At 65.8% G+C, this 24,282-nt stretch carries 20 protein-coding genes; 6 read left to right on the top strand and 14 right to left on the bottom strand.

The genetic code is table 11. From position 1 onward, the window contains the following. Positions 1–194: 194 nt before the first annotated feature. Positions 195–1,154, bottom strand: coding sequence for a heme o synthase (locus ACHL_RS09265; protein WP_015937035.1), 960 nt, complete (start codon positions 1,152–1,154; stop codon positions 195–197). Positions 1,155–1,593: 439 nt separating this feature from the next. On the opposite strand from ACHL_RS09265, the gene tkt reads away from it, so the two are divergent. The 6 genes from tkt to pgl are packed head-to-tail and all read left to right on the top strand — an operon-like array spanning position 1,594 to position 9,822. Then, positions 1,594–3,711 carry a transketolase gene (gene tkt / locus ACHL_RS09260; protein ID WP_043793914.1) on the top strand — a complete coding sequence of 706 codons (2,118 nt, stop codon included), beginning with the start codon at positions 1,594–1,596 and terminating at the stop codon, positions 3,709–3,711. Between the two features lie 25 nt (positions 3,712–3,736). After that, positions 3,737–4,852 (top strand): transaldolase, encoded by a 1,116-nt coding sequence (tal, locus tag ACHL_RS09255; RefSeq protein ID WP_015937033.1) that lies wholly within the window; start codon positions 3,737–3,739, stop codon positions 4,850–4,852. 6 nt (positions 4,853–4,858) lie between these two features. Further along, positions 4,859–6,490, top strand: coding sequence for a glucose-6-phosphate isomerase (locus ACHL_RS09250; RefSeq protein ID WP_015937032.1), 1,632 nt, complete (start codon positions 4,859–4,861; stop codon positions 6,488–6,490). Between the two features lie 14 nt (positions 6,491–6,504). After that, a complete protein-coding gene (gene zwf, locus ACHL_RS09245) occupies positions 6,505–8,076 on the top strand; it encodes a glucose-6-phosphate dehydrogenase (RefSeq protein ID WP_015937031.1) in 1,572 nt (523 codons plus the stop codon). Next, complete coding sequence (locus tag ACHL_RS09240) at positions 8,073–9,014, top strand: glucose-6-phosphate dehydrogenase assembly protein OpcA (protein ID WP_015937030.1); 942 nt, start codon at positions 8,073–8,075, stop codon at positions 9,012–9,014. The genes zwf and ACHL_RS09240 overlap by 4 nt, the downstream gene beginning before the upstream one ends. A 37-nt stretch (positions 9,015–9,051) precedes the next feature. Next, positions 9,052–9,822 (top strand): 6-phosphogluconolactonase, encoded by a 771-nt coding sequence (gene pgl / locus ACHL_RS09235; RefSeq protein ID WP_244266536.1) that lies wholly within the window; start codon positions 9,052–9,054, stop codon positions 9,820–9,822. On the opposite strand, the gene ACHL_RS09230 is transcribed toward pgl, so the two are convergent. The 13 genes from ACHL_RS09230 to uvrA form a co-directional block, all read right to left on the bottom strand. After that, positions 9,775–10,170 carry an RNA polymerase-binding protein RbpA gene (locus tag ACHL_RS09230; protein WP_015937028.1) on the bottom strand — a complete coding sequence of 132 codons (396 nt, stop codon included), beginning with the start codon at positions 10,168–10,170 and terminating at the stop codon, positions 9,775–9,777. The two genes, pgl and ACHL_RS09230, sit on opposite strands and share 48 nt — an antisense overlap. Before the next feature lie 125 nt (positions 10,171–10,295). Next, complete coding sequence (gene secG / locus ACHL_RS09225; RefSeq protein WP_015937027.1) at positions 10,296–10,553, bottom strand: preprotein translocase subunit SecG; 258 nt, start codon at positions 10,551–10,553, stop codon at positions 10,296–10,298. A gap of 50 nt (positions 10,554–10,603) precedes the next feature. Then, positions 10,604–11,419 (bottom strand): triose-phosphate isomerase, encoded by an 816-nt coding sequence (tpiA, locus tag ACHL_RS09220; RefSeq protein ID WP_015937026.1) that lies wholly within the window; start codon positions 11,417–11,419, stop codon positions 10,604–10,606. Between the two features lie 100 nt (positions 11,420–11,519). Then, on the bottom strand, positions 11,520–12,746 hold the full coding sequence (locus ACHL_RS09215; protein WP_015937025.1) for a phosphoglycerate kinase: 1,227 nt from the start codon (positions 12,744–12,746) through the stop codon (positions 11,520–11,522). Between the two features lie 10 nt (positions 12,747–12,756). Then, positions 12,757–13,767: a type I glyceraldehyde-3-phosphate dehydrogenase gene (gene gap / locus ACHL_RS09210; RefSeq protein WP_015937024.1), complete on the bottom strand. Its 1,011-nt coding sequence runs from the start codon at positions 13,765–13,767 to the stop codon at positions 12,757–12,759. Between the two features lie 258 nt (positions 13,768–14,025). After that, a complete protein-coding gene (locus ACHL_RS09205) occupies positions 14,026–14,652 on the bottom strand; it encodes a superoxide dismutase (protein ID WP_015937023.1) in 627 nt (208 codons plus the stop codon). Between the two features lie 100 nt (positions 14,653–14,752). Further along, positions 14,753–15,733, bottom strand: coding sequence for a DNA-binding protein WhiA (whiA, locus tag ACHL_RS09200; RefSeq protein ID WP_015937022.1), 981 nt, complete (start codon positions 15,731–15,733; stop codon positions 14,753–14,755). 9 nt (positions 15,734–15,742) lie between these two features. Further along, entirely contained in the window at positions 15,743–16,762 is a 1,020-nt protein-coding gene (locus ACHL_RS09195; protein WP_015937021.1) for a gluconeogenesis factor YvcK family protein, read from the bottom strand. After that, complete coding sequence (gene rapZ, locus ACHL_RS09190) at positions 16,762–17,685, bottom strand: RNase adapter RapZ (protein WP_015937020.1); 924 nt, start codon at positions 17,683–17,685, stop codon at positions 16,762–16,764. Before rapZ ends, ACHL_RS09195 begins: the two co-directional genes overlap by 1 nt. A 68-nt stretch (positions 17,686–17,753) precedes the next feature. Then, positions 17,754–19,778: an excinuclease ABC subunit UvrC gene (gene uvrC / locus ACHL_RS09185; protein ID WP_015937019.1), complete on the bottom strand. Its 2,025-nt coding sequence runs from the start codon at positions 19,776–19,778 to the stop codon at positions 17,754–17,756. Between the two features lie 99 nt (positions 19,779–19,877). Then, complete coding sequence (locus ACHL_RS09180; protein ID WP_015937018.1) at positions 19,878–20,546, bottom strand: lysophospholipid acyltransferase family protein; 669 nt, start codon at positions 20,544–20,546, stop codon at positions 19,878–19,880. Next, positions 20,533–21,249: an HAD hydrolase-like protein gene (locus ACHL_RS09175; RefSeq protein WP_015937017.1), complete on the bottom strand. Its 717-nt coding sequence runs from the start codon at positions 21,247–21,249 to the stop codon at positions 20,533–20,535. The genes ACHL_RS09180 and ACHL_RS09175 overlap by 14 nt, the downstream gene beginning before the upstream one ends. 82 nt (positions 21,250–21,331) lie before the next feature. Then, a complete protein-coding gene (uvrA, locus tag ACHL_RS09170) occupies positions 21,332–24,253 on the bottom strand; it encodes an excinuclease ABC subunit UvrA (RefSeq protein ID WP_015937016.1) in 2,922 nt (973 codons plus the stop codon). Positions 24,254–24,282: the final 29 nt, after the last annotated feature.

The following is a 24,282-nucleotide window of genomic DNA, read 5'->3' as shown; positions in this document are numbered from 1 at the left end:
CTTTGCTTCGCGGGAAAGATCCAGTCCACCGTATGCAGGTTGTCACGCATGATGACACTTAAAGTGACGGATATGACAAATTCGTCATTCGGTATACCTGCATTTACGCCGGGGCGCCGTGGGACGCTTTGGCGCTTAAAAGGCGAACGGCCCGGACTCGAAAGTCCGGGCCGTTCGTCGGCAGATGGGGATGCCTAGCCGCCGATGACAGCAGGTCCTACGAAGGGATCCACGGCCAGGGCAATGAACAGCAGGGTGAGGTAGCTGATGGAGCCGTGGAAGACCTTCATGGCGCGCTTGTCCGGGATGTCCTCACGCTGCGCGCGGTTATAGAGGGCGTGCGACTCGTAGAGGAACCAGGCACCGGCCAGTACGGCTGTCACCGTGTAGACCCACCCGGCGCCGCCGGCCGGAACCATCAGCAGTGAACAGGCCACCATGGCCCAGGCGTACAGGACCACCTGGACGGACACCACCTTGGCGCCGGCGATGGCCCCAAGCATGGGCACCTTGGCGTTGCGGTAGTCCTCGCCGTAGCGCATGGACAGCGGCCAGTAGTGCGGCGGCGTCCAGAGGAAAATCACCATGAAGAGGATGATGGCAGGCCATTCCACCGAGTTGGTGACGGCGGCCCAGGCGATCAGCACCGGGAAACAGCCGGCTGCTCCGCCCCACACGATGTTCTGGGCTGTGCGCCGCTTCAGGATGATCGTGTAGATCACGACGTAGAAGAAGATGGCACCGAGCCCGAGCCAGGCCGAAAGCGGATTGGCGCCAAACCACAGGATCGCGATGGCCGCAGCGCCCAGCAGCCACGAAAAGACCAGAGCTTCGCGGGGAGTGACTTCGCCGGTGACCAGGGGCCGGTTTTCGGTACGCGCCATCAGTTTGTCGATGTCGCGGTCGATGTAGCAGTTGAACGCTCCGGCACTGCCTGCGGCGAACGCGCCGCCTACCAGCGTGGCAAGGATCAGGCCGATGGACGGGAACCCGCGCTCTGCGTAGATCATGGTGGGCAGCGTGCTGACCAGCAGCAGTTCGATGACGCGCGGTTTGGTGAGGGCGAGATACGCCTTGGCCTTACGGGCAAACCCTGGGCCGGAGGCCCGGGAAGCGTTCAGCGGCGTATCTGTTGTGCTCACGGTGGCAGTCACCCGTTCTGTGTGGCAGTTGTATCTGGCATTGCAGCTGCGGGCGGTTGAAAAGGTCCGGCGCCCGGCATTGGCCTCCGAATATCATACCGCGCCGCCACACGCGCAAAGCCCGGCTGATATGCGCACTTGATCGCTCGCAGCCCGATTCGAGCAGATTAACTCATCCTCACTTCAGCCTTATTCATAAAAGGGGAAATTGCGTCCAAAACGTGAGATTTCAGCCTCCGGAACATTGGAATGGAGCTAAGCTGTCACCAGATCAGCGCGCGGCAGGAAAGCGGTGGAAAACGCATTCCCACATGGTTCGCGGCTGAACGAGAGACCAACATTCGACGGCGACTGGTACACACCGCAGCGGGCGCCCCATTTCGTGCCTATAACCGGACCGGGTGTGCCGTGCGCCGTCAGCAAAGAGAGGGGCCCGGTTTTCGTGCCACATTTGGAAGAGCAAGAACTGTCCTGGACCAGCCTGGATGAGCGTGCCGTGGATACCATCCGCGTCCTGGCCGCGGATGCTGTGGAGAAGGTGGGCAACGGACACCCCGGTACGGCGATGAGCCTGGCGCCGGCCGCGTACCTGCTGTTCCAGAAGCTGATGCGCCACGATCCGCGGGATCCGGACTGGCTGGGCCGTGACCGGTTCGTCCTGTCCCCCGGCCACACCTCGCTCACCCTGTACATCCAACTGTTCCTTTCCGGCTACGGCCTGGAACTGAAGGACCTGGAAGCCCTGCGGACCTGGGGTTCGCTGACCCCGGGCCACCCCGAGTACAAGCACACCGCCGGCGTGGAGATCACCACCGGTCCCCTGGGCCAGGGCCTGGCGTCCTCGGTTGGCTTCGCCTACTCCCAGCGCCGCCAGCGCGGCCTGTTCGACGCCGATGCCGCACCGGGCACCAGCCCGTTCGACCACACCATCTGGGTCATCGCATCCGACGGCGACCTGCAGGAAGGCGTCACGTCCGAGGCTTCCTCGCTGGCCGGCCATCAGGAACTCGGCAACCTCGTGGTCATCTACGACGAGAACCACATCTCCATCGAGGACGACACCGACATCGCCTTCACCGAGGATGTCCTGAAGCGCTACGAAGCCTACGGCTGGCACATCCAGCGGGTCGACTGGACCAAGACCGGCGAATACAAGGAAGACGTCCAGGAGCTGTACTCGGCCCTGCGCGCCGCCAAGGCCGAGACCTCCAAGCCATCCATCATTTCGCTGCGCACCATCATCGGCTACCCGGCCCCCAAGAAGCAGAATACGGGCAAGATCCACGGTTCCGCACTGGGTGCCGAGGAAGTCGCGGCCCTGAAGGAAGTCCTGGGCTTCGACCCCGCCAAGTCCTTCGACGTGGACCAGGAAGTCCTGGCCCACGCCCGCTCCGTGGTTGACCGCGGTACGGAAGCCCGCAAGGAATGGGAAGAATCCTTCAACGCCTGGCAGGCTGCCAACCCCGAAGGGTCAGCCCTGCTGCAGCGCATCGAGGCTCGGGAACTTCCCGCGGACATCGACGCCGCCCTTCCGGTCTTCCCGGCCGGCAAGGACGTCTCCACCCGCGCCGCGTCCGGCAAGGTCCTGAACGCGCTCGGCCCGGTCATGCCCGAACTGTGGGGCGGCTCCGCCGACCTCGCCGAGTCGAACAACACCACCATCGAAGGCTCGCCCTCGTTCGTCCCGGCTTCCAAGCAGACTGATGCGTGGAAAGGCAACCCCTACGGCCGCGTGCTGCACTTCGGTATCCGCGAACACGCTGCCGCGTCGATCGTCAACGGCATCAGCCTGCACGGGAACACCCGCGCGTTCTCCGGCACCTTCCTGATCTTCAGCGACTACCAGCGGCCCGCCATCCGCCTCGGTGCCCTGATGGGTGTTCCGTCGCTCTACGTCTGGACGCACGACTCCATCGGCCTCGGCGAGGACGGCCCCACCCACCAGCCGGTGGAACAGCTCGCCTCGCTGCGCGCCATCGTGGGCCTGGACGTGGTCCGCCCCGGCGATCCCAACGAAGTTGCCGTGGCGTGGAAGACCATGCTGGAGAACCACTCCAACCCTGCCGGCATCGTCCTGACCCGCCAGAACATCCCCACCTGGGAGCGCGGCGACGGGGCAGCCGACGGCGACACGTTCGGTGCCGCATCCGGCGTCGCCAAGGGCGGCTACGTCCTGGCCGAAGCAGCCAAGGACGGCGCCACCGTCCCCGCTGACGTCATCCTGATCGCCACCGGGTCCGAGGTCCAGCTGGCCGTCCAGGCCCGCGAAGCACTGCAGGCCGAAGGCATCGCCGCCCGCGTCGTCTCGATGCCCTGCGTCGAGTGGTTCAACAAGCAGGACGCCGCCTATCGTGAATCGGTGCTGCCCGCCACGGTCAAGGCCCGCGTCTCCGTCGAGGCCGGCCTCTCCCTGGGCTGGAAGGAATTCGTCGGCGACGCCGGCCGTTCCATCAGCCTCGAGCACTACGGCGCTTCAGCCGACTACAAGCGCCTTTTCCAGGAGTTCGGCATCACCGCGGAAGCAGTCGCCGCCGCAGCCAAGGACTCCCTCGCAGGCCTGAACGCCTAACAACGATTTCCAGGAGATAACCACCATGACTACTCCCACCCAGCAGCTCTCCGAAGCCGGAGTCTCCATCTGGCTCGATGACCTTTCCCGCGGACGCCTCGAAACCGGCACCCTCCGCAAGCTCATCGAAGAAAAGAACGTGGTTGGCGTGACCACCAACCCGTCCATCTTCCACGCAGCGATCACCGCCGGCACCGATTACGACGCCACCGTCGCTGCCCAGGCGGCAGCCGGCGCCAGCGTGGAGGAGACGATCTTCGAGATCACCACCACGGACGTCGCCGACGCCTGCGACCTGTTCGCCCCCGTGGCGGCAGCCACCAAGGGTGTTGATGGCCGCGTCTCCATCGAGGTGGACCCCCGCCTCGCCTGGGACACCAACGGCACCATCGCCGAAGCCAAGCACCTCTACAAGAAGGTCAACAAGGACAACGTCCTGATCAAGATCCCGGCCACCATCGAGGGCCTGGAAGCCATCACCGCCACACTGGCCGAAGGCATCAGCGTCAACGTCACCCTGATCTTCTCCCTCGAGCGCTACCGCGCCGTCATCAACGCCTTCCAGGCCGGCCTGGAACAGGCCAAGGAGAACGGGCACGACCTCTCGAAGATCCACTCCGTGGCATCCTTCTTCGTCTCCCGCGTGGACAGCGAAATCGACAAGCGCCTCGACAAGATCGGCACGGACGAGGCCAAGGCCCTCAAGGGCAAGGCCGGCCTGGCCAACGCCCGGCTCGCCTACCAGGTGTACGAGGAACTCTTTGCCACCGAACGCTGGGCACTCCTCGCCGAAGCAGGCGCGCTCCCCCAGCGTCCGCTGTGGGCATCCACCGGCGTGAAGGACCCGGCCTACCCGGACACCCTCTACGTGACCGAACTGGTTGCTCCCGGCGTCGTGAACACCATGCCGGAAAAGACCCTGGACGCCACCTTTGATCACGGCGTAGTCACCGGCGACACCGTCTCCGGCACCTACGCCGACGCCAACGCCACCCTGGATGCGCTCGAAAAGCTCGGCGTTTCCTACAACGAAGTCGTGGCCCTCCTGGAGTCCGAGGGCCTGGATAAGTTCGTGGCCAGCTGGAAGGAACTGCTGGCCGATGTCGAAGGCGCCCTCGCCTCTGCACGGAAGGCCTCCTAACCACCCATGAGCACACTCAGCTACGAAGCCACCGGTGCCGCGCAGCAGGCACTCGAACAGCACCTTCCCGCCCTCGTCGAGGACAGGATTGCCACCCGGATCTTTGCGAAGGACCACACCCTCTGGGGCCCCGACGCCGAGTCGGAGTCCGCAATCCGCCTCGGCTGGGTCGAGGCTGCAACGGTCTCCCAGCCGCTGGTGAAGGACATCCTGGAACTGCGCGACGCCCTCCGGGCCGAGGGAGTCACCCGCATTGCCCTGTGCGGCATGGGCGGGTCCTCGCTGGCCCCCGAGGTCATCGCCGGCACCGCCGGCGTCGAGCTGACTGTGCTGGACAGCACGGACCCTGACCAGGTCCGTGCCGCCCTGGCGGACCGCCTGGCGGAAACCGCCATCGTGGTCTCCTCCAAGTCGGGTTCCACCGTTGAAACCGACTCCCAGCGGCGCGTCTTCGAGAAGGCGTTCAACGACGCCGGCATCGACGCCAACAGCCGGATCATCATCGTCACGGATCCCGGCTCGCCCCTGGACAAGGCATCCCGTGAAGCCGGCTACCGCGCCGTCTTCAACGCCGACCCCAACGTTGGCGGCCGTTTCTCCGCACTGACCGCGTTCGGCCTGGTGCCCTCCGGCCTGGCCGGCGTGGACATCCAGGCGTTCCTTGACGAGGCTGAAGAAGCTGCCGAGGTCCTGAACGACGACGCACCCGAGAACATCGGGCTGGCCCTCGGAACCGCGCTGGGCGGCACCAGCCCGCTGCGCAACAAGATCGTCATTGCCGAGGACGGCTCCGGCATCGTGGGCTTCGCCGACTGGGCCGAGCAGCTCATCGCCGAATCAACCGGCAAGCTCGGCACCGGGGTGCTGCCCGTCGTGGCGGGTCCCGGCTCCCCCGAGGCCAACTCCGGCGCGAAGGACGTCCTCGTGGTCCGCCTCGTGGCCGCGGATGCCGACGTCGAACTCGGTGAAAACGAAGTTGCCATCGCGGGCGGCCTCGCCGCCCAGATGATGGTCTGGGAGTTCGCGACCGCTGTGGCCGGCAGGCTCCTGGGCATCAACCCGTTCGACCAGCCCGACGTGGAAGCCGCCAAGGTTGCGGCCCGCGGCCTGCTGGACGCACAGCCCGAACCCACTCCGGCAGCGTTCGTCGATGGTTCCATCGAAGTCCGCGGCGGGGAATGGCTAGGCGGCGCATCAACGGCTGCGGAAGCTGTCAGCGCACTGTTGGATACCCTCCAGCCGGACAGCTACCTCAGCGTCCAGGCCTACTTTGACCGGCTGGCTTTCGCGCAGCTCGAAGGAGTCCGGGACGAGTTCGCAGCTGTGACGGGACGGCCCGTCACGTTCGGCTGGGGGCCGCGGTACCTGCACTCAACCGGCCAGTTCCACAAGGGCGGCCCCGCCATCGGCGTGTTCCTCCAGGTGACGGCTGCTTCCACGGATGACCTTGCCATCCCCGAGCGTCCCTTCACCTTCGGCGAACTTATTTCCGCCCAGGCTGCCGGCGACGCCCAGGTACTCGAGGAACACGGCCGCCCCGTGCTCCGCCTGCACCTGACCAACCGAGCCGCCGGCGTGGCACAGCTGCAGGACATTGTTTCTGCACTGTCCGCCCGGGCATCCGCAACCGAAAGCTAAGGCGCACAAGCAACATGCCAGAAACTGAATACGGCAGGACTTCCGGAGCACGTTCCGGAAAGTCCGGCCGGAATCCACTGCGGGATCCGCGTGACCGCCGGTTGAACCGGATTGCCGGTCCGTCGTCACTGGTGCTCTTCGGGGTGACCGGCGACCTCGCCCGGAAGAAACTGATGCCCGCCGTGTACGACCTCGCCAACCGGGGGCTGCTGCCACCGAGTTTCGCGTTGGTCGGATTCGCTCGCCGTGAGTGGGACAAGGAGGACTTCGCCGCTGAGGTGAAGGCCTCGGTCCAGGCCCACGCACGGACCCCCTTCGATGAAGCGGTCTGGAACCAGCTCTCCGAGGGCATCCGGTTCGTCCAGGGTGAATTCGACGACGACGCTGCCTTCGAGCGGCTCGGCGAAACGATCAAGGAACTCGATGATGTCCGCGGGACCCGCGGGAACCACGCGTTCTATCTGTCGATTCCGCCGAAAGCCTTTGAGCAGGTCTGCCGGCAGCTGTCCAAGCACGGGCTTGCACAGGCCGACGGCGACAAGTGGCGGCGCGTGGTCATCGAAAAACCGTTCGGCCACGACCTCCAGTCCGCCCGTCAGCTGAACGACATCGTCGAATCGGTCTTCCCGCCGGATGCGGTGTTCCGGATCGACCACTACCTGGGTAAGGAAACGGTCCAGAACATCCTGGCGCTCCGTTTCGCCAACCAGCTGTTCGAGCCGCTGTGGAACGCAAACTACGTGGACCACGTCCAGATCACCATGGCCGAGGACATCGGTACCGGCGGCCGTGCCGGGTACTACGACGGCGTGGGTGCAGCCCGCGACGTCATCCAGAACCACCTCCTCCAGCTGCTGGCGCTCACAGCGATGGAGGAGCCCATTTCCTTCAACGCCGATGACCTGCGCGCGGAGAAGGAAAAGGTGCTGGCAGCGGTCAAGCTCCCCGAGGACCTGTCCACCCATTCCGCGCGGGGGCAGTTCTCCGGCGGCTGGCAGGGCGGCGAGCAGGTCCAGGGCTACCTGGAGGAAGAGGGCATCCCCGCGGACTCCACCACCGAGACCTACGCCGCGGTACGGGTGGACATCCACACGCGCCGGTGGTCAGGAGTTCCGTTCTACCTGCGTGCCGGTAAACGCCTGGGCCGGCGGGTCACGGAGATCGCAGTGGTGTTCAAGCGCGCCCCCAACCTGCTGTTCCGTGACCACGGTGAGGACGACTTCGGGCAAAACGCGGTGGTCATCCGCGTACAGCCCGACGAGGGCGTCACCATCCGGTTCGGGTCCAAGGTCCCGGGCACCCAGATGGAAGTCCGGGATGTCACGATGGACTTCGGCTACGGCCACTCGTTCACCGAATCCTCCCCCGAGGCCTACGAGCGCCTGATCCTGGACGTGCTCCTGGGTGAGCCGCCGCTGTTCCCCCGGCATGAGGAAGTGGAACTGTCCTGGAAGATCCTTGACCCGTTCGAGGAATACTGGGCGCAGCTGGACGAACAGCCCGAACCCTACGCCCCGGGATCCTGGGGCCCTGCCTCGGCGGATGAGCTGCTGGCCCGTGACGGACGAACCTGGAGAAGGCCATGATTGTCGATTTGCCGGACACTACCACCTCGAAGGTGTCCAAGAAACTCATGGCCCTGAGGGAACAGGGCGGCGTGATCGCCCTGGGCCGGGTCCTGACCCTCGTGGTGGTGACGAAGTCCGGCCTCGAAGAGGAAGCGATCGAGGCCGCAAACGACGCCAGCCGGGAACACCCCTGCCGGATCATCGTCCTCGCCGACGCCGGGAAGGACGCCGGTGACCGCCTGGACGCCCAGATCCGGGTGGGCGGCGACGCCGGCGCCTCGGAGGTGATTGTGCTGCGCGGCTACGGCCAGCTCGCCCACGAAAGCGAGTCGCTCGTCGCGGCACTGCTGCTCCCGGACGCGCCGATTGTGGCCTGGTGGCCGCACGGCGCTCCGGAGAACGCCTGCGAGACGTCCATCGGCGCCATCGCGCACCGCCGGATCACGGACTCCGCGAACGAGCCCGACCCCCAGGCGGCACTTGAACGCATCCATGGCACCTACAAGGCCGGTGACACGGACCTGGCCTGGACGAGGCTGACCAACTGGCGCATCCAACTGGCTGCGGCCCTCGACGAAGCGGATTCCTCCCCCGTCACGGCCGTGGCTGTGGAAGGTGCCTCCGACTCGCCCAGCACCATCCTGCTGGCAGCCTGGCTGACCCTCACCCTGGACGCTCCCGTCACCATCGTGGCGGATCCGGCGGGAACCGGTATCCGCAGGGTCCGGCTCACGCGGCCCGGCGGCGATGTCCAGCTGTTCCGTCCCGGCCTTTCGGTGGCGGAACTCACCCAGCCCGGGCAGCCTGCCCAGCGGATCTCCCTCCCGCGCCGCAGCCTCCGTGACTGCCTCGCCGAAGAACTGCGCCGGCTCGATCCGGATGAGGTCTTCGGTGAAGTGATTACTATTGGACTGCCACGTACAAACCTAAGGAGCGTCCGGCCCAGTGAGCGTTGACCCAAGAGTAAGCATTCATCCAGATTCGTCCGTGCTGATGGCTGCCATCGCGGCACGCCTTATCACCAAGCTCGTCGATGTCCAGGACAAACATGGTGAGGCCACCATCGTCCTGACCGGCGGCACGGTGGGCATCGGCACGCTGAAGGCTGTTGCGGACTCTCCGGCGGCTCCGGCCGTCGACTGGTCAAAGGTCAATTTCTGGTGGGGCGACGAGCGGTTCGTGGGATCTGCCGACGGCGACCGGAACACCAGGCAGGCGTACGACGCCCTGCTGAAGCACATTCCCGTTGACCCGGAGCGGATCCACGAACCCGGTTCGTCGGACGACTTCGAAACGCCTGAGGAAGCGGCTGACGACTACGCCCGCCGCCTCCGGGAGGCTGCGGTTGCCGAACATGCGGCCGACATGTCCGATGACCGCCCGGAAGAGCCCGGGGTCCTCCCCCGGTTTGATGTTGTCCTGCTGGGTGTGGGTCCCGACGCGCACGTTGCGTCGCTGTTCCCCGAGCAGGCCGGCATCCGTGAGAAAGAACGCACGGTGGTGGGGGTGCGCAATTCTCCAAAGCCGCCGCCGCTAAGGATCTCGCTGACGCTCCCGGCCATCAACACCGCCGCCGAGGTCTGGATGGTGGTGGCCGGCGAGGATAAAGCCGGTGCCGTTGGTTTGGCCCTCGCCGGGGCCACCCCGGTCCAGGTCCCCGCGGCGGGGCCGCGGGGAACGTCCCGGACCCTGTGGCTCATTGATGAGAATGCGGCCTCACGGGTCCCGCAGCAGCTCGTCCGAAAGGACGCCGCGGGCGCGTAACCGTTCAAGCGCTCCGGCCAGTACGTCTTCGGCGTCCTGGTCGGAGCGCCGCTCTTTAACGTACTCAAGGTGCGTTTTGTAGCCGTCGTCGAGGGCCTCGGTGCCGGCGGCCTCGGAACCGTCCCGTGACGCCGGTGCCCCGCAGCGCCGGCAGTCCCAGACGGCCGGGATCTGGACGTCCGGGAGTTGCAGGAACACCGGCTCCGTGACGTGCCCCTTTGCACACCAGTACGAAACACGGATCCTGGGCAGCGGGTTGCGGTGGTCGTCGCCGCCTTGGAGGCTCGAGCCTGACCCCGCTGTCACCCCGGCCCGTGTACCGCGGAAACCTGACACTGGATGGACCATCGGAACTCCTGCCTCGGGATGACTGGTTCTGCCGGTTAAAGAAAAACTGTGGCTGTCGGAAGCCGACAGCCACAGTTTAGTTCGCAGGCGCGCGGGGCGGGAGGGCCCAGCGGCAGTGTTTGGGGTCAGGAGTCCCCGGCGCCGCTGAACCTCATGATCAGGCCCAGGGCGATGATGACGATGCCCCAGGTCACGCCGAGGATGATGGTGAACCTGTTGAGGTTGCGTTCAGCCACACCGGATGAGCTGAGTCCTGAGCTCATGCCGCCGCCGAACATATCCGACAGCCCGCCGCCACGTCCTTTGTGAAGGAGGATGAGCAGCGTCAGCAGGAGGCTGGTGATGCCCAGGAGGATCTGCAGGATGACATGAAGAACGTCCACGACGGCCTTTCAGGAAGGTAGTGGGGCGGGAGTGCGTGCGCCGGGACGGACTAGTCCGTCACCAGGTGACTCTCGAACCTGACAATATTAGCAAACTCGGCCGGGTCCAGGCTGGCGCCACCCACGAGCACGCCGTCAACGTCGCGCTCCTTCAGGATGGCTGCAGCGTTGTTGGCTTTGACTGAGCCGCCGTACAGCAGCCGCGTCTTGGCAGCAACGTCCGCCCCGAACAGCTTCTCCAGCTCGGCCCGGATGGCGGCGCACATCTCCTGTGCGTCCTCCGGTCCGGCAACCTCGCCCGTCCCAATGGCCCATACGGGTTCGTAGGCAACGACGAGTTCTGCGGCCTGGTCATCGGTCAGGCCCGCCACGCCGGCGCGAAGCTGGTCCAGGGTGTGGTTGACGTGCGTGCCGGCCTTGCGGATCTCCAGGCCCTCACCGACGCAGAGGACCGGGGTGACGCCGTGCCTGAATGCCGCCTTGGTCTTGGCGTTCAGGACGTCGTCCGATTCGTTGTGGATGGTGCGGCGTTCGCTGTGGCCCACCAGCACGTACTTGCAGCCCAGCTTGCTCAGGAACTGGCCGGAGATGTCGCCGGTGTAAGCGCCGGAGTCAAATTGGGAAAGGTCCTGGCCGCCGTAGGCCACGTCCAGGTCGTCACCCTGGACGAGGGTCTGGACGCCGCGGAGGTCCGTGAAGGGCGGGAAGACCGCAACTTCGACGCGGCTGTAGTCGTGCTTGGCGTCCGAAAGCGTCCAGGCCAGCTTCTGCAGGAGCGTGATGCCCTGCACGTGGTCCATGTTCATCTTCCAGTTGCCGGCGATGAAGGGCTTACGGTCGAAGGCGCCGTTGGTAGACGTTGTCACGTGTTCTCCAAAAAGGTCTTGTAAAGTGTGCGGCCGGCAGGCTGCCGCGGGCAACCTGCCGGCCGAAGGACAGGAGCGTTGCTGCTCCCGGCGGCTGGAACTACCGGTCCAGGATGCTCAGACCGGGGAGTTCCTTGCCCTCAAGGTACTCCAGGCTGGCGCCGCCGCCGGTGGAAATGTGCCCGAACTGGTCGTCGGCGAAGCCGAGGGTGCGTACAGCGGCAGCGGAGTCGCCGCCGCCCACAACGGTGAACGCTTCGGTTTCGGTCAGGGCCTGGGCGATGGCGCGGGTTCCGGCGGAGAAGGCTTCGAATTCGAAGACTCCCATGGGACCGTTCCAGAACACCGTCCGGGCGCCCTTGATCCGGTCCGCAAAGGCAGCTGCCGAGTCGGGACCGATATCCAGTCCGATGCCGTTGGCGCCGAAGCTGCTGGCTTCGATGGCGTCCGCGGCAACCGTTTCGTGCGCGGCGTCGGCAGCGAACTTCTCCGCCACCACAACGTCGGTGGGGATCACGAACTCGGTGCCGGCGTCAGCAGCACGCTTCAGGTAGTCCTGGACAACGCCGATCTGGTCCTGTTCGAGCAGGCTGGCGGCCACCTTGTGCCCCGCGGCAGCGAGGAATGTGAACAGCATGCCGCCGCCCACCAGGATCGTGTCTGCCTTGCCGATCAGGTTGTCGATTACGGCGAGCTTGTCCGAGACCTTGGATCCGCCCAGGACCACCACGTAGGGACGCTGGGTGTCGGCGGTGAGCTTGCGCAGGACCTCCACTTCGGTGTGCACCAGGTCGCCCTGGTAGGACGGCAGCCGGGACGCGACGTCGTAGACGCTGGCGTGCTTGCGGTGGACAGCACCGAAGGCGTCATCCACGTAGGCACCATTCGCGCCGGTCAGTGCCACCAGCTCGTCAGCGAAGGCGCCTCGCTCGGCGTCGTCCTTGCTGGTTTCGCGGGCGTCGAAGCGGACGTTCTCCAGGACCAGGGCCTCGCCGTCCTGCAGGGAAGCTGCTGCCTCCCTGGCGGAGTCACCGACGGTGTCGGCGGCGAGGGTGACCTTGAAGCCCGCCAGTTCAGCGAGGCGGTCCACGGCAGGGCGGAGGGAGTACTTATCCTCGGGGGCGCCCTTCGGGCGTCCAAGGTGGGCTGTTACCAGCACGCGGGCACCGGCGTCCGTGAGCTTTGCCAGCACTGGAAGGGAGGCCTTGATGCGGCCGTCGTCAGTGACTGTAGAGCCGTCGAGCGGCACATTCAGGTCGCTTCGGACCAGAATGTACCGCCCGCGGACACCTTCAGCGATCAGTTCGTTGAGGGTGTGGGATGTCATGTGTCTAACCCTAGCCCAGCTTGGACGCGACAAGCTCCGTGAGGTCGACGAGGCGGTTTGAGTAGCCCCATTCGTTGTCATACCAGGAAACAACCTTGACCTGGTTGCCGATGACCTTGGTCAGTCCGGCATCGAAGATCGAGGATGCGGGGTCGCCGACGATGTCCGAAGACACGATGGGCTCTTCGGTGTAGGTCAGGAAGCCCTGCAGTTCGTCGGACTCGGACGCGCGCTTGAGGGCGGCGTTGACTTCCTCGACGGTGGTTTCGCGGGACACGGTGACGGTGAGGTCCGTGGCGGAACCGGTGGGGACGGGAACGCGGATGGCGTAGCCGTCCAGCTTGCCCTTGAGCTCCGGCAGGACCAGGCCGATTGCCTTGGCTGCACCGGTGGAGGTGGGCACCATGTTGATGGCGGCGGCGCGGGCGCGGCGCAGGTCCTTGTGCGGGCCGTCCTGGAGGTTCTGGTCGGCCGTGTAGGCGTGCACGGTGGTCATCAGGCCACGCTCGATGCCGAACTCGTCGTTGACCACCTTGGCCAGCGGGCCGAGGCAGTTGGTGGTGCAGGACGCGTTGGAAATGATGTGGTGCGTAGCGTTGTCATACAGGTTGTGGTTTACGCCCATCACGATGGTGATGTCCTCATCCGAGGCGGGGGCGGAAATCAGGACCTTCTTGGCGCCGGCGTCGATGTGCTTCTGCGCATCAGCTGCCTTGGTGAAGAAGCCGGTGGATTCGATGACGATGTCCACGCCGAGCTCGCCCCACGGCAGGTTGGCGGGATCGCGTTCCGCCAGGACCTTGATGACGTTGCCGTTGACGACGATGTTGCCGTCCTTGACCTCGATGGTTTCCTTCAGGCGGCCGCCCACGGAGTCGTACTTGAACAGGTGGGCCAGCGCCTCGGGGCTGGTGAGGTCGTTGACTGCAACGATTTCGAGGTCCGCACCCTGTGCGAGTGCTGCGCGGAAGTAGTTGCGGCCAATACGGCCGAAGCCGTTGATACCAATACGGGTCGTCACTTTTCAGTCTCCTTGGTGCTTGAAGCAAGCACTACTAGTTGAGCGGGCGTTCAAGCCAACTAACAGATCCCGCACGCCATTGGGCAGAGATGATTTACAGACGGAGGGCGACCAGCCTCATTGCTGAAGGCTAACCGCCTTCCGTGACCTATCTTACGTTTAACTGGGTCCGCCCCCGCAAGTGCGGGGGCGGCCAGTCCACATGGCGGCCTGATTAAGTCCGAATGTGAAGTTTGTAACAAGCATGTGTGCTGCAGGTTACGGGAGGGTGATGAGCCCGGTTGCGTTGCTGCGGGCGGCGTCGAAGCGCTTGGCGACGTCGGCCCAGTTCACGATGTTCCAGAACGCCTTGACGTAGTCGGCCTTGACGTTCACGTAGTCCAGGTAGAAGGCGTGCTCCCACATGTCCAGCATGAGCAGCGGCGTGGTGCCCAGTGCCACGTTGCCCTGCTGGTCGTACAGCTGCTCGATGACCAGGTTTCCACCGATGGGCTCGTAGGCCAGGAAGCCCCAGCCCGAACCCTGCAGGCCGAGGGCGGCTGCGGAGAACTGGGCGCGGAAGGCGTCGAAGGAACCGAACGCGTCGTCGATGGCTGCAGCCAGTTCACCCTCGGGCTTGTCGCCGCCGTCCGGGGAAAGGTTGTTCCAGAAGACGGAGTGGTTGACGTGTCCGCCGGTGTGGAACGCGAGGTCCTTGGAGAGCCGGTTGATGTTGGCGAAATCGCCCTTCTCCCGTGCCTCTGCCAGCTGGGCCAGCGCGTTGTTGGCACCTGCAACGTAGGCTGCGTGGTGCTTGCTGTGGTGCAGCTCCATGATCCGCGCAGAGATGTGCGGCTCAAGGGCGGCGTAGTCGTACTTGAGTTCGGGCAATACGTACTCAGTCACAAAATCCTCCAATATCGTGGACTTTCGGTCCGGTTGGTGACTCTCGGATTATGCATCCGGGCGTCTGGCGCCCGGAATTATTTTTGATTCTAGGGGCCCGCTACTCGTCGAGCATTTCGGGCGTCACATTGGCGTCGGTGCCGGGAATACCCAGGTCAAGGGCCCGCTTGTCCGCCATCGCCAGGAGCCGGCGGATCCGGCCGGCGATGGCGTCCTTGGTCATGACCGGGTCGGCCAGCCTGCCGAGTTCGTCCAGGCTGGCCTGCTTGTGGGCCACGCGCAGTTCGCCGGCGTACTTCAGGTGGTCGGGGACGTCGTCGCCGAGGATTTCCAGGGCACGGTCCACGCGGGCACCGGCCGCCACGGCCGCCTGCGCCGAGCGCCGGAGGTTGGCGTCATCGAAATTGGCGAGGCGGTTCGCGGTGGCGCGGACCTCCTTGCGCATCCGGCGCTCCTCCCAGACCATGAGTGCGTCGTGGGCGCCCATGCGGGTCAGGAGCGCGGCGATGGTGTCGCCGTCGCGGATGACCACCCGGTCCACGCCGCGCACCTCGCGCGCCTTGGCCTGGATGTCGAGGCGGCGGGCGGCACCCACCAGTGCCAGGGCGGATTCAGGCCCGGGGCAGGTGACCTCGAGCGAGGACGAGCGGCCGGGTTCGGTCAGCGAGCCGTGGGCCAGGAACGCACCGCGCCAGACTGCTTCGGCGTCCGCTGCGGAGCCGTTGACGACGGCGGACGGCAGCCCGCGGACGGGGCGTCCACGGCCGTCCAGGAGGCCGGTCTGGCGGGCCAGCGCCTCGCCGTCGCGCACTACCCGGACCACGTACCTGCTGGCCCTGCGGAGGCCGCCGGCGGACACGACGATGATTTCGCTTTGATGCCCGTAGACCTCAGCGATGGCTGCCCGGAGGCGCCGCGCCGTGGAGGCGAGGTCCACCTCCGCCTCGATGACGATCCGGCCGGAGATGATGTGCAGGCCGCCCGCGAAACGGAGCATCGCGGAGACCTCAGCCTTGCGGACGGACGACTTCTTAATGTCCAGACGGGACAGTTCTTCTTTGACTGATGCTGTCAGTGCCATGGCACCTTCCTAACTGTTCCCAAAAATGTCTTGGTACGCCGTGGCCAGCCGCAGGGGGTCATGGACGGGACGGCGTCCCGACGCCCCTACTTTACCCAAGACCACCTCGGCGCCGATCATCGCGGCGGCCTTCTCGAACTCCTGGCGGTCGGGGACGGAGGCAGGATCGGCCAGGACAACGTCCACGTTGAATCCGGGGGCGTAGCGGCGCAGGACGTGCAGGTGGTCGGCGGCCGTCATGCCCGAAGTTTCCTTGGTGTCAGTGGCGAGGTTCATGGTGAGGCAGCGTTTGGCCGGGGTGTTGCACAGCGCCTGGCGCATCTCCGGCAGCAGCAGGTGGGGCAGCACCGAGGTGTACCAGGAGCCCGGGCCCAGAATGACCCAGTCGGCGAGCTCGATGGCGGTCAGCGCTTCCGTGCAGGCGGGTGCCGACTCCGGGAGCAAGCGGACGTTCTCCAGCGATCCCGCCACGGCGCAGCGCGCCTGGCCATGGACCGTCTGCAGCACCGATTCCCCATCCGGTGCTGTGACCCGGACATCACCTTCAATGGTGAGCGGCACCGTGGACATGGGCAGGACCTGGCCGCGGGCACCAAGGAGCGCGCCTGCCCAGGTAAGGCCGGCGACGGCGTCGCCCAGCAGTTCCCAGAGAGTCACGATCAGCAGGTTTCCCATGGCGTGTTCGTCGAGCGAGCCGCCGCGGCCATTGCCGGGGCGGAAGCGGTGCTGCATGACGTCGCGCCAGGTCCGTCCCCAGTCCGTATCGTCGCAGAGCGCGGAAAGGGCCATCCGGAGATCCCCCGGCGGGAGGACACCGTACTCTTCCCGAAGACGCCCGGACGAGCCGCCGTCGTCCGCCACTGTGACGATCGCGGTGAGCTTGGAGGTGAGGAGGCGGAGCGCGGACAGCGAGGCGGAGAGCCCGTGGCCTCCGCCGAGCGCGACAATGGTGGGTTCGGTGTCCTGCGGGCCGGCGCCCGGTCCCGTGGCAGGCGGAACCAGCGGCAGCGCGCCGGTGAACAGCGCCATTACTCGCGGCCCAGATCCCGATGGGTGGTGGTCACGGTGACCCGGGGATACTGCGCGAGCTTTTTGGAGAGCTCGACGGCGACCGCCACGGAGCGGTGTTTCCCGCCCGTGCAGCCCACGGCGATGGTGGCGTAGTGCTTGTTTTCACGCCGGTAGCCGTCGAGGACCGGCTCGAGGGCCATGACGTAGCGGTCCACGAAGTTCTTGACGCCCTCAGCCTCGAGCACGTAGTCGCTCACGTCCTTGTCCAGGCCGGTGTGCGGGCGCAGCTGCGGCACCCAGTGCGGGTTGGGGATGAACCGGACGTCGGCCACGTAGTTGGAGTCCACGGGCAGGCCGTACTTGAAGCCGAAGCTCATGACGTTCAGCCGCAACGCCACCGGTCCGGTTTCGCTGAAGAGTTCCGTGATGGCCGTGGCGAGGCCGTGCACGTTGTAGCCGGAGGTGTCCAGCACGACGTCGGAGCTGTCGCGCAGTTCCTGCAGGAGCTCGCGTTCGGCGGCAATTCCGTCCAGGATGCGGCCTCCGCCCTGCAGCGGATGCGGCCGGCGTCCCTGTTCGAAGCGGCGGACCAGGACGTTGTCGCTGGCGTCCAGGAACAGTACCCGGAAGGTGACACCGCTGGCAGCCAGGGCGCCCAGGGCTGCCCGGATGTCAGCGAACAGTCCCTTACTGCGGACGTCGATGACCACAGCCAGCCGCGGGATGGACTGCGGGGCGTGCGAGACGAGCTCGGCGAGGGTTCCCAGCATCTGGGGCGGAAGGTTTTCCACGACGTACCAGCCGTGGTCCTCGAGTGCATCGGCGGCGGTGCTCCGCCCCGCGCCGGACATCCCGGTAACCACCAGCAGCTCCGCTTCGAGGGGTTTGACGGGCTCCATGCCGTCCTGCCCTGCCTCGGATTCCGCCGAAGTGCCTGCCATTGAGTCCGCCCCATTTCCGTTGTTGGTCCGCGGGGCAGCGCCGGCGCAAACCCCGCCACTTACCCTAGCTAAGTTTCAATGATTTCGCCGGTGGTCATGTTGATGGCCGGCACTGTGACCGCTGCGGGACCGCCTCCGGTGAAGTGGCTCACGATCGCAGCCGCCAGGGCCGGGCCGATCCCCTTTGCCTGCGCGAGCTCCTCGGGTGTTGCCGCCTTGACGCCCTTGACCGACCCGAAGTGTGCCAGCAGTGCCTTGCGCTTGGAGGCGCCCAGCCCCGGGACGCCGTCCAGCGCCGACACGGTCATGGCCTTGCCGCGTTTCTGGCGGTGGAACGAAATGGCGAACCTGTGCGCCTCGTCGCGGATGCGCTGCAGCAGGTACAGGCCCTGCGACGTGCGGGGAAGGATGACCGGGAAGTCGCTGTCCGGCAGCCATACTTCCTCCAGCCGCTTGGCCAGGCCCACCACGTAAACGTCGTCGATGCCCAGGTCCGCCAGGGCGCGAGCGGCCGCATTGACCTGCGGCTGCCCGCCGTCGACAACCACCAGGTTGGGCGGGTAGGCGAACTTGGTCTTCGGGATGGGGGTGGTGGTGTCCGCCACGGCAGCCTCGGCGGCAGCGTCTGCAGCTGCTTCTGCTGCGGCCTCGGCGGTGCCCGCTTCGAGGACGTCCTCGTCCACCTGGGCGGACTTGTCCTGGAGGTAGTGGCGGAAGCGCCTGGTGAGGACGTCGTGCATGGCGGCGGTGTCATCGGAGGCGGCCGGTCCGGTGATGGAGAACTTCCGGTAATCGGATTTCTTGGGCAACCCGTCCTCCACCACCACCATGGACGCCACCACGTTGGTTCCCTGGACATGGGAGACGTCGAAGCATTCGATGCGCAGCAGCGGGACGGGGAGGTCCAGCGCTTCCTGGAGTTCCTGGAGGGCCTGCGACCGTACGGTGAGGTCTCCTGCGCGGCGGGTCTTGTGCAGCTTCAGGGCATGCTCGGCGTTCTCCCGGACGGTGGACATCAGGGCGGCTTTGTCTCCCCGCTGGGGGACCCGGACGTCCACCCTGGCGCCGCGGATACCGCTGAGCCACTCCGTCAGTTCCTCGGCGTTGCTGGGTGCCACGGGAACCAGCACCTCCCGCGGCAGCCGGCCGTGGGTCTCGCCGTCCTCGCCGTAGACCTGCTGGAGCAGGTGTTCCACGAGGTCCGGCGTGGTGAAGTCCTCCACCTTTTCCACCACCCAGCCCCGCTGGCCGCGGATCCTGCCGCCGCGGACGTGGAAGACCTGCACGGCTGCCTCGAGTTCATCCTCGTGGAGCGCGAACACGTCGGCATCCGTGTCCTCGGCAAGCACCACGGCATTGCGCTCGAAGACCTTCCGCAGGGCCGTGATGTCATCGCGGATGCGGGCGGCCTGTTCGTAGTCCAACCTGGCCACGGCGGCGGCCATCTGCTTTTCGAGCTTGTTGGTGAACCGCTTCGCTTCCCCGCCCATGAAGGCGCAGAAGTCTTCGGCAAGGGCCCGGTGGTCCTCCGGGGAAATCCTGCCCACACAGGGCGCCGAGCACTTGTCGATGTAACCCAGCAGGCACGGACGCCCGCTGGACTCGGCACGTTTGAACACCCCGGCGCTGCAGCTGCGGACAGGGAAGACCCGGAGCAGGGTGTCCATGGTTTCGCGGATAGCGCCGGCGGTGTAAGGCCCGAAGTAGCGGGTCCCCTTCCGCTTGTCACCGCGCATCACCTGCACCCGGGGGTATTTTTCGCCGAGCGTGACGGCCAGGTACGGGTAAGTCTTGTCGTCGCGGAACACCACGTTGAAGCGTGGCTTGAATTCCTTGATCCAGGTGTATTCCAGCTGCAGGGACTCCAGCTCGCTGCCCACCACGGTCCACTCCACGCTGCTGGCCGCATGGACCATGGCGTAGGTCTTGGGCAGCAGCCCGGCGGGGTTGGCGAAGTACGAGTTCAGGCGGGAACGGAGGCTCTTGGCCTTTCCCACGTAGATGACCCGTCCGTGCGGATCCCGGAACCGGTAGACGCCCGGGTTGGTGGGGATTTCACCGGTCCGGGGCCTGTAACTTGCTGGATTTGCCACCTATACAGTCTACTGAGCCGGGCCGCCCGGCATGGCCGCCGGCGGCTATCCGCCGCGCGGTCCGCCCTGCGGATAAGCCATGGGCGTAACCGCGCCGCCCTACTCTGCGGCTTTGCTTTGGTTGTAGCTGGTGGAGCGCTGCTGACCGCTGAGTTCAGCGATGGCGTCCATGATGCGGTCCGTCACTTCCCGGCGGGCGGGCAGGGAGTGATCCGGTCCGGTCTTGTCGAAGTAGAGCGGCTCCCCCACCTTCATGGTGAAATGCTGCGGCTTAACGCCCTTCTCTCCTGCCCGCTGCAGGTTTTCGGTACCGATCAGGCCCACAGGGACCACTGGTGCACCAGTGGTCAGTGCCAGCCAGCCCACGCCCGTGCGGCCCCGGTAGAGGACGCCGTCCCTGGAGCGGGTGCCCTCCGGGTAGATACCGATTCCCTTGCCTGATTCAAGGATGTCCAACAGCGTTTTCAGCGCCTGGACGCTGGCTGCCTGCTCACCGCGTTCCACCGGGATGGATCCGACGGATTCGAAGAAGGCCTTCATGACCTTGCCCTTGACACCGCCGGTGGTGAAGTACTCGGCCTTGGCGAAGAACGCCACCGGGCGGGGCATGAGGGCCTGGACAATGACGCTGTCAAAGAAGGACAGGTGGTTGGGGGCCACGATGAACGGCCCGTCCTTGGGGACGTTTTCCAGGCCGACGACGGTGGGCCGGCAGGTGCCGGAGATCAGGTTGCGTGTGGTCCAGCGGACGACATCAAACATTTCCATCGTTGGTCACCTCGCTCATGGCGGAGGCATGGATGGACTGCAGCCGCTCCACGGCGGTGACGAGTTCGGCGGCGCTCGCGACGACGGTGAAGGCACCCGCACCCTCCAGCTCACCGTCCGGCGCGAACCCCCACGCCACGCCAATGCAGTCCAGGCCGTTGGCAATGGCGCCAGAGACGTCCTGCGCGCGGTCCCCCACCATGACAGCGTGGTGGGTGTCGAGGTCCTTCAGGGCGGCGGCGATGATCTCCGTCTTTCCCAGAGGGACGCCGTCCACTGCGGATTCATTGTCAGCGGAGCCGTGGATGCCGCGGAAGAGTCCGTCGATGCCGTGGTGGGCCAGGACGGTCCGGGCGATGGTCTGGGGCTTCTGCGTCGCCACGGCGATGGGCAGGCCGGCAGCCACGAAGGTTTCAAGGACTTCCCGGATCCCCGGGTACAGCCGGCCCTGGGCGATTCCGGTCTCCGCATAGTAGGCGCGGTACCGGCGGATTACGTCGTCGAGGCGGTCCGCCGGGACCTGCGCCACGTTAAGCAGGGCGTCGCTGAGCTTGGGGCCGATCATGGAATCGAGCAGGTCCTGGCTGGGCACGGGAAGTCCCAGCTCCTTCAGGGCCGAGGAGATTCCGTCAGTTATCCCACCGGCAGGATCGACAAGAGTGCCGTCCAGGTCAAAGATCACGGGCACTGTTGTTGAAGTCACCGGGTTAGTTTCTCATGCCTTTACGGGTGCCCGAAACTCGCATTCCACCAGCGGAATACTTCCCGCGGAATCCGTGCTGCGGTCAGCTGAGGATTTCGGCCAGGAACGCGGCGGTGTGGCTGGTGGTGGACGTGGCCACCTGCTCGGGGGTTCCCGTGGCCACGATCTTGCCGCCGCCGGAGCCGCCGTCGGGCCCCAGGTCAACGATCCAGTCCGCGCTCTTGATGACGTCAAGGTTGTGCTCGATGGTGATGACCGTGTTGCCCTTGTCCACCAGACCCTGCAGGACCAGCAGCAGCTTCCGGATGTCCTCGAAGTGCAGGCCCGTGGTGGGCTCGTCCAGGACGTAGACGCTGCGGCCGTTGGACCGCTTCTGCAGCTCGGCTGCGAGTTTCACGCGCTGGGCCTCGCCACCGGAGAGGGTGGTGGCGGGCTGACCGAGGCGGACGTAGCCCAGGCCGACGTCCACGAGCGTGTTCAGGTGCCGTGCGATGGGCGTAAATGCCGCGAAAAACTCGGCACCTTCCTCGATGGGCATGTTGAGGACATCGGCGATGGTCTTGCCCTTGTAGTGGACTTCAAGGGTTTCCCGGTTGTACCGGGCGCCATGGCACACCTCGCAGGGCACGTAGACGTCCGGGAGGAAGTTCATCTCGATCTTCAGGGTGCCGTCGCCCGAGCATGCTTCGCAGCGGCCGCCCTTGACGTTGAAGGAGAACCGGCCGGGCAGGTAACCGCGGACCTTCGCTTCGGTGGTCTCGGCGAAAAGCTTGCGGATGTTGTCGAACACGCCGGTGTAGGTGGCGGGGTTTGAACGCGGTGTCCGCCCGATGGGGCTCTGGTCAACGTGGACCACCTTGTCGAGGTGTTCGAGGCCCTGGACCGTCTTGTGACGGCCTGCCACCTGCTTGGCCCCGTTGAGCTTGTTGGCGAGCACCTTGTAGAGGATTTCGTTGACGAGCGTGGACTTGCCGGAGCCACTGACGCCCGTGACGGCGGTCAGCAGGCCCAGCGGGAACGTTGCGTCCACGTTCGTGAGGTTGTTCTCCCGCGCGCCGACGACCTTCAGTTCACGCTTCTTGTCGTACTTGCGGCGCTTCTTGGGAATCTCGATACTCTTACGGCCGGACAGGTAGTCGCCGGTCAGGGAGTCCGTGTTGTCGAGGAGCTCCTTATAGGAACCCGAGTGGACCACCTGGCCGCCGTGCTCACCGGCGCCGGGTCCGATGTCGACGATCCAGTCCGCCACATGGATGGTGTCCTCGTCATGCTCCACCACGATCAGGGTGTTGCCCATGTCGCGGAGCCTGGTGAGGGTGTCGATCAGGCGGCGGTTGTCGCGCTGGTGAAGACCGATGGACGGTTCGTCCAAGACATAGAGGACACCCACCAGGCCGGAACCGATCTGGGTGGCCAGGCGGATACGCTGCGCCTCGCCGCCGGACAGGGTGGCGGACGGGCGCTCCAGGTTCAGGTACTCCAGTCCCACATCCAGGAGGAAGGTCAGCCTGGCCTGGATCTCCTTGAGCACCTGGTGGGCAATCTGCGCTTCACGGCCGGTGAGGACAAGGTTGTCCAGGAACGCCGCGCATTCACGCATGGGCAGAGCTGCCACCTCGGCGATGGACTTGCCATTGATCAGGACCGACAGTGAAGCCGGGTTCAGGCGCGCTCCGTTGCAGGCAGGGCAGGGAATCTGGCGCATGTACTCTTCGTAGCGGTCGCGCGCCCAGTCAGAGTCGGTTTCGCCGTGCTTGCGGTGGACGTACTGGATGGCGCCTTCGAAGCCGGTGCTGTACTTGCGTTCGCGGCCAAACCGGTTGCGGTACTGCACCACCACTTTGTGGTCCTTGCCGTGCAGGACCGTCTGGCGGACGTCCTTGCCCAGTTTTTCCCAGGGGGTGTCCATGGAGAACCCGAGTTCCTTGGCCAGGCCCTCCAGGAGCCGGTTCCAGTACTCTGTGGTTGCGGTTCCCAGGGACCATGGCGCGATGGCGCCTTCCGACAGGGAGAGCTCGGGGTTGGGGACGATCAGTTCGTCATCCACTTCCAGCTTGGTGCCGATGCCGCTGCAGGCAGCGCAGGCTCCGAACGGGTTGTTGAAGGAGAAGGACCGTGGTTCGATTTCGTCGATGGCCAGCGGGTGTTCGTTGGGGCAGGCCAGGTTTTCGGAGAACGCCCGCGTGCGGCCGGGGTCGTCTGCGTCGAGGTCGACGAATTCGGCGAGGACCCGGCCTTCGGCGAGGCCGAGGGCGGTTTCGATGGAGTCGGTAAGGCGCTGGCTGATGCCTTCCTTGACCACCAGGCGGTCCACCACCACTTCGATGGTGTGCTTGTACTGCTTGCCGAGCTTGGGCGGATCGCTGAGCTGGATGAGGTCGCCGTCAACCCGTGCCCTGGAGTACCCCTTGGCCGAAAGCTCCTTGAAGAGGTCGACGAATTCGCCCTTGCGTCCCCGGACTACGGGTGCGAGGACCTGGAAGCGGGTTCCGTCCTCAAGCTCCAGCAGCTGGTCCACGATCTGCTGCGGCGTCTGCTTGGCCACGGGCTCGCCACACACGGGGCAGTGCGGCCGGCCGACGCGTGCCCACAGGAGGCGCATGTAGTCGTAGATCTCGGTGATGGTTCCCACCGTTGACCGGGGGTTCTTGCTGGTGGACTTCTGGTCGATGGAGACCGCCGGCGACAGTCCTTCGATGAAGTCGACGTCGGGCTTGTCCACCTGGCCCAGGAACTGGCGCGCGTAGGCGGAAAGGGACTCGACGTAGCGTCGCTGGCCTTCGGCGAAGATGGTGTCGAAGGCGAGCGAGGATTTACCGGAACCGGACAGTCCGGTGAAGACGATCATGGCGTCGCGGGGCAGGTCGAGGTCCACGTTGCGCAGGTTGTGCTCGCGCGCGCCCTTGACCACAAGCCGGGAGAGATCGTGGCGTTGGGGGGTGTCGGCGGAGGTGGCGGTGAAGGAAGCGGGGACGGCTGTTTCTTCGGCTACGGCTTTAGGCACCCCATAATGCTAATCGAAAATTTCTTCGA

Origin of the sequence: Pseudarthrobacter chlorophenolicus A6 (assembly GCF_000022025.1) — a bacterium.
Classification (GTDB): domain Bacteria; phylum Actinomycetota; class Actinomycetes; order Actinomycetales; family Micrococcaceae; genus Arthrobacter; species Arthrobacter chlorophenolicus.
The sequence above is the reverse complement of the archived record's forward strand: the minus strand, read 5'-3'. Positions and strand labels throughout refer to the sequence as shown.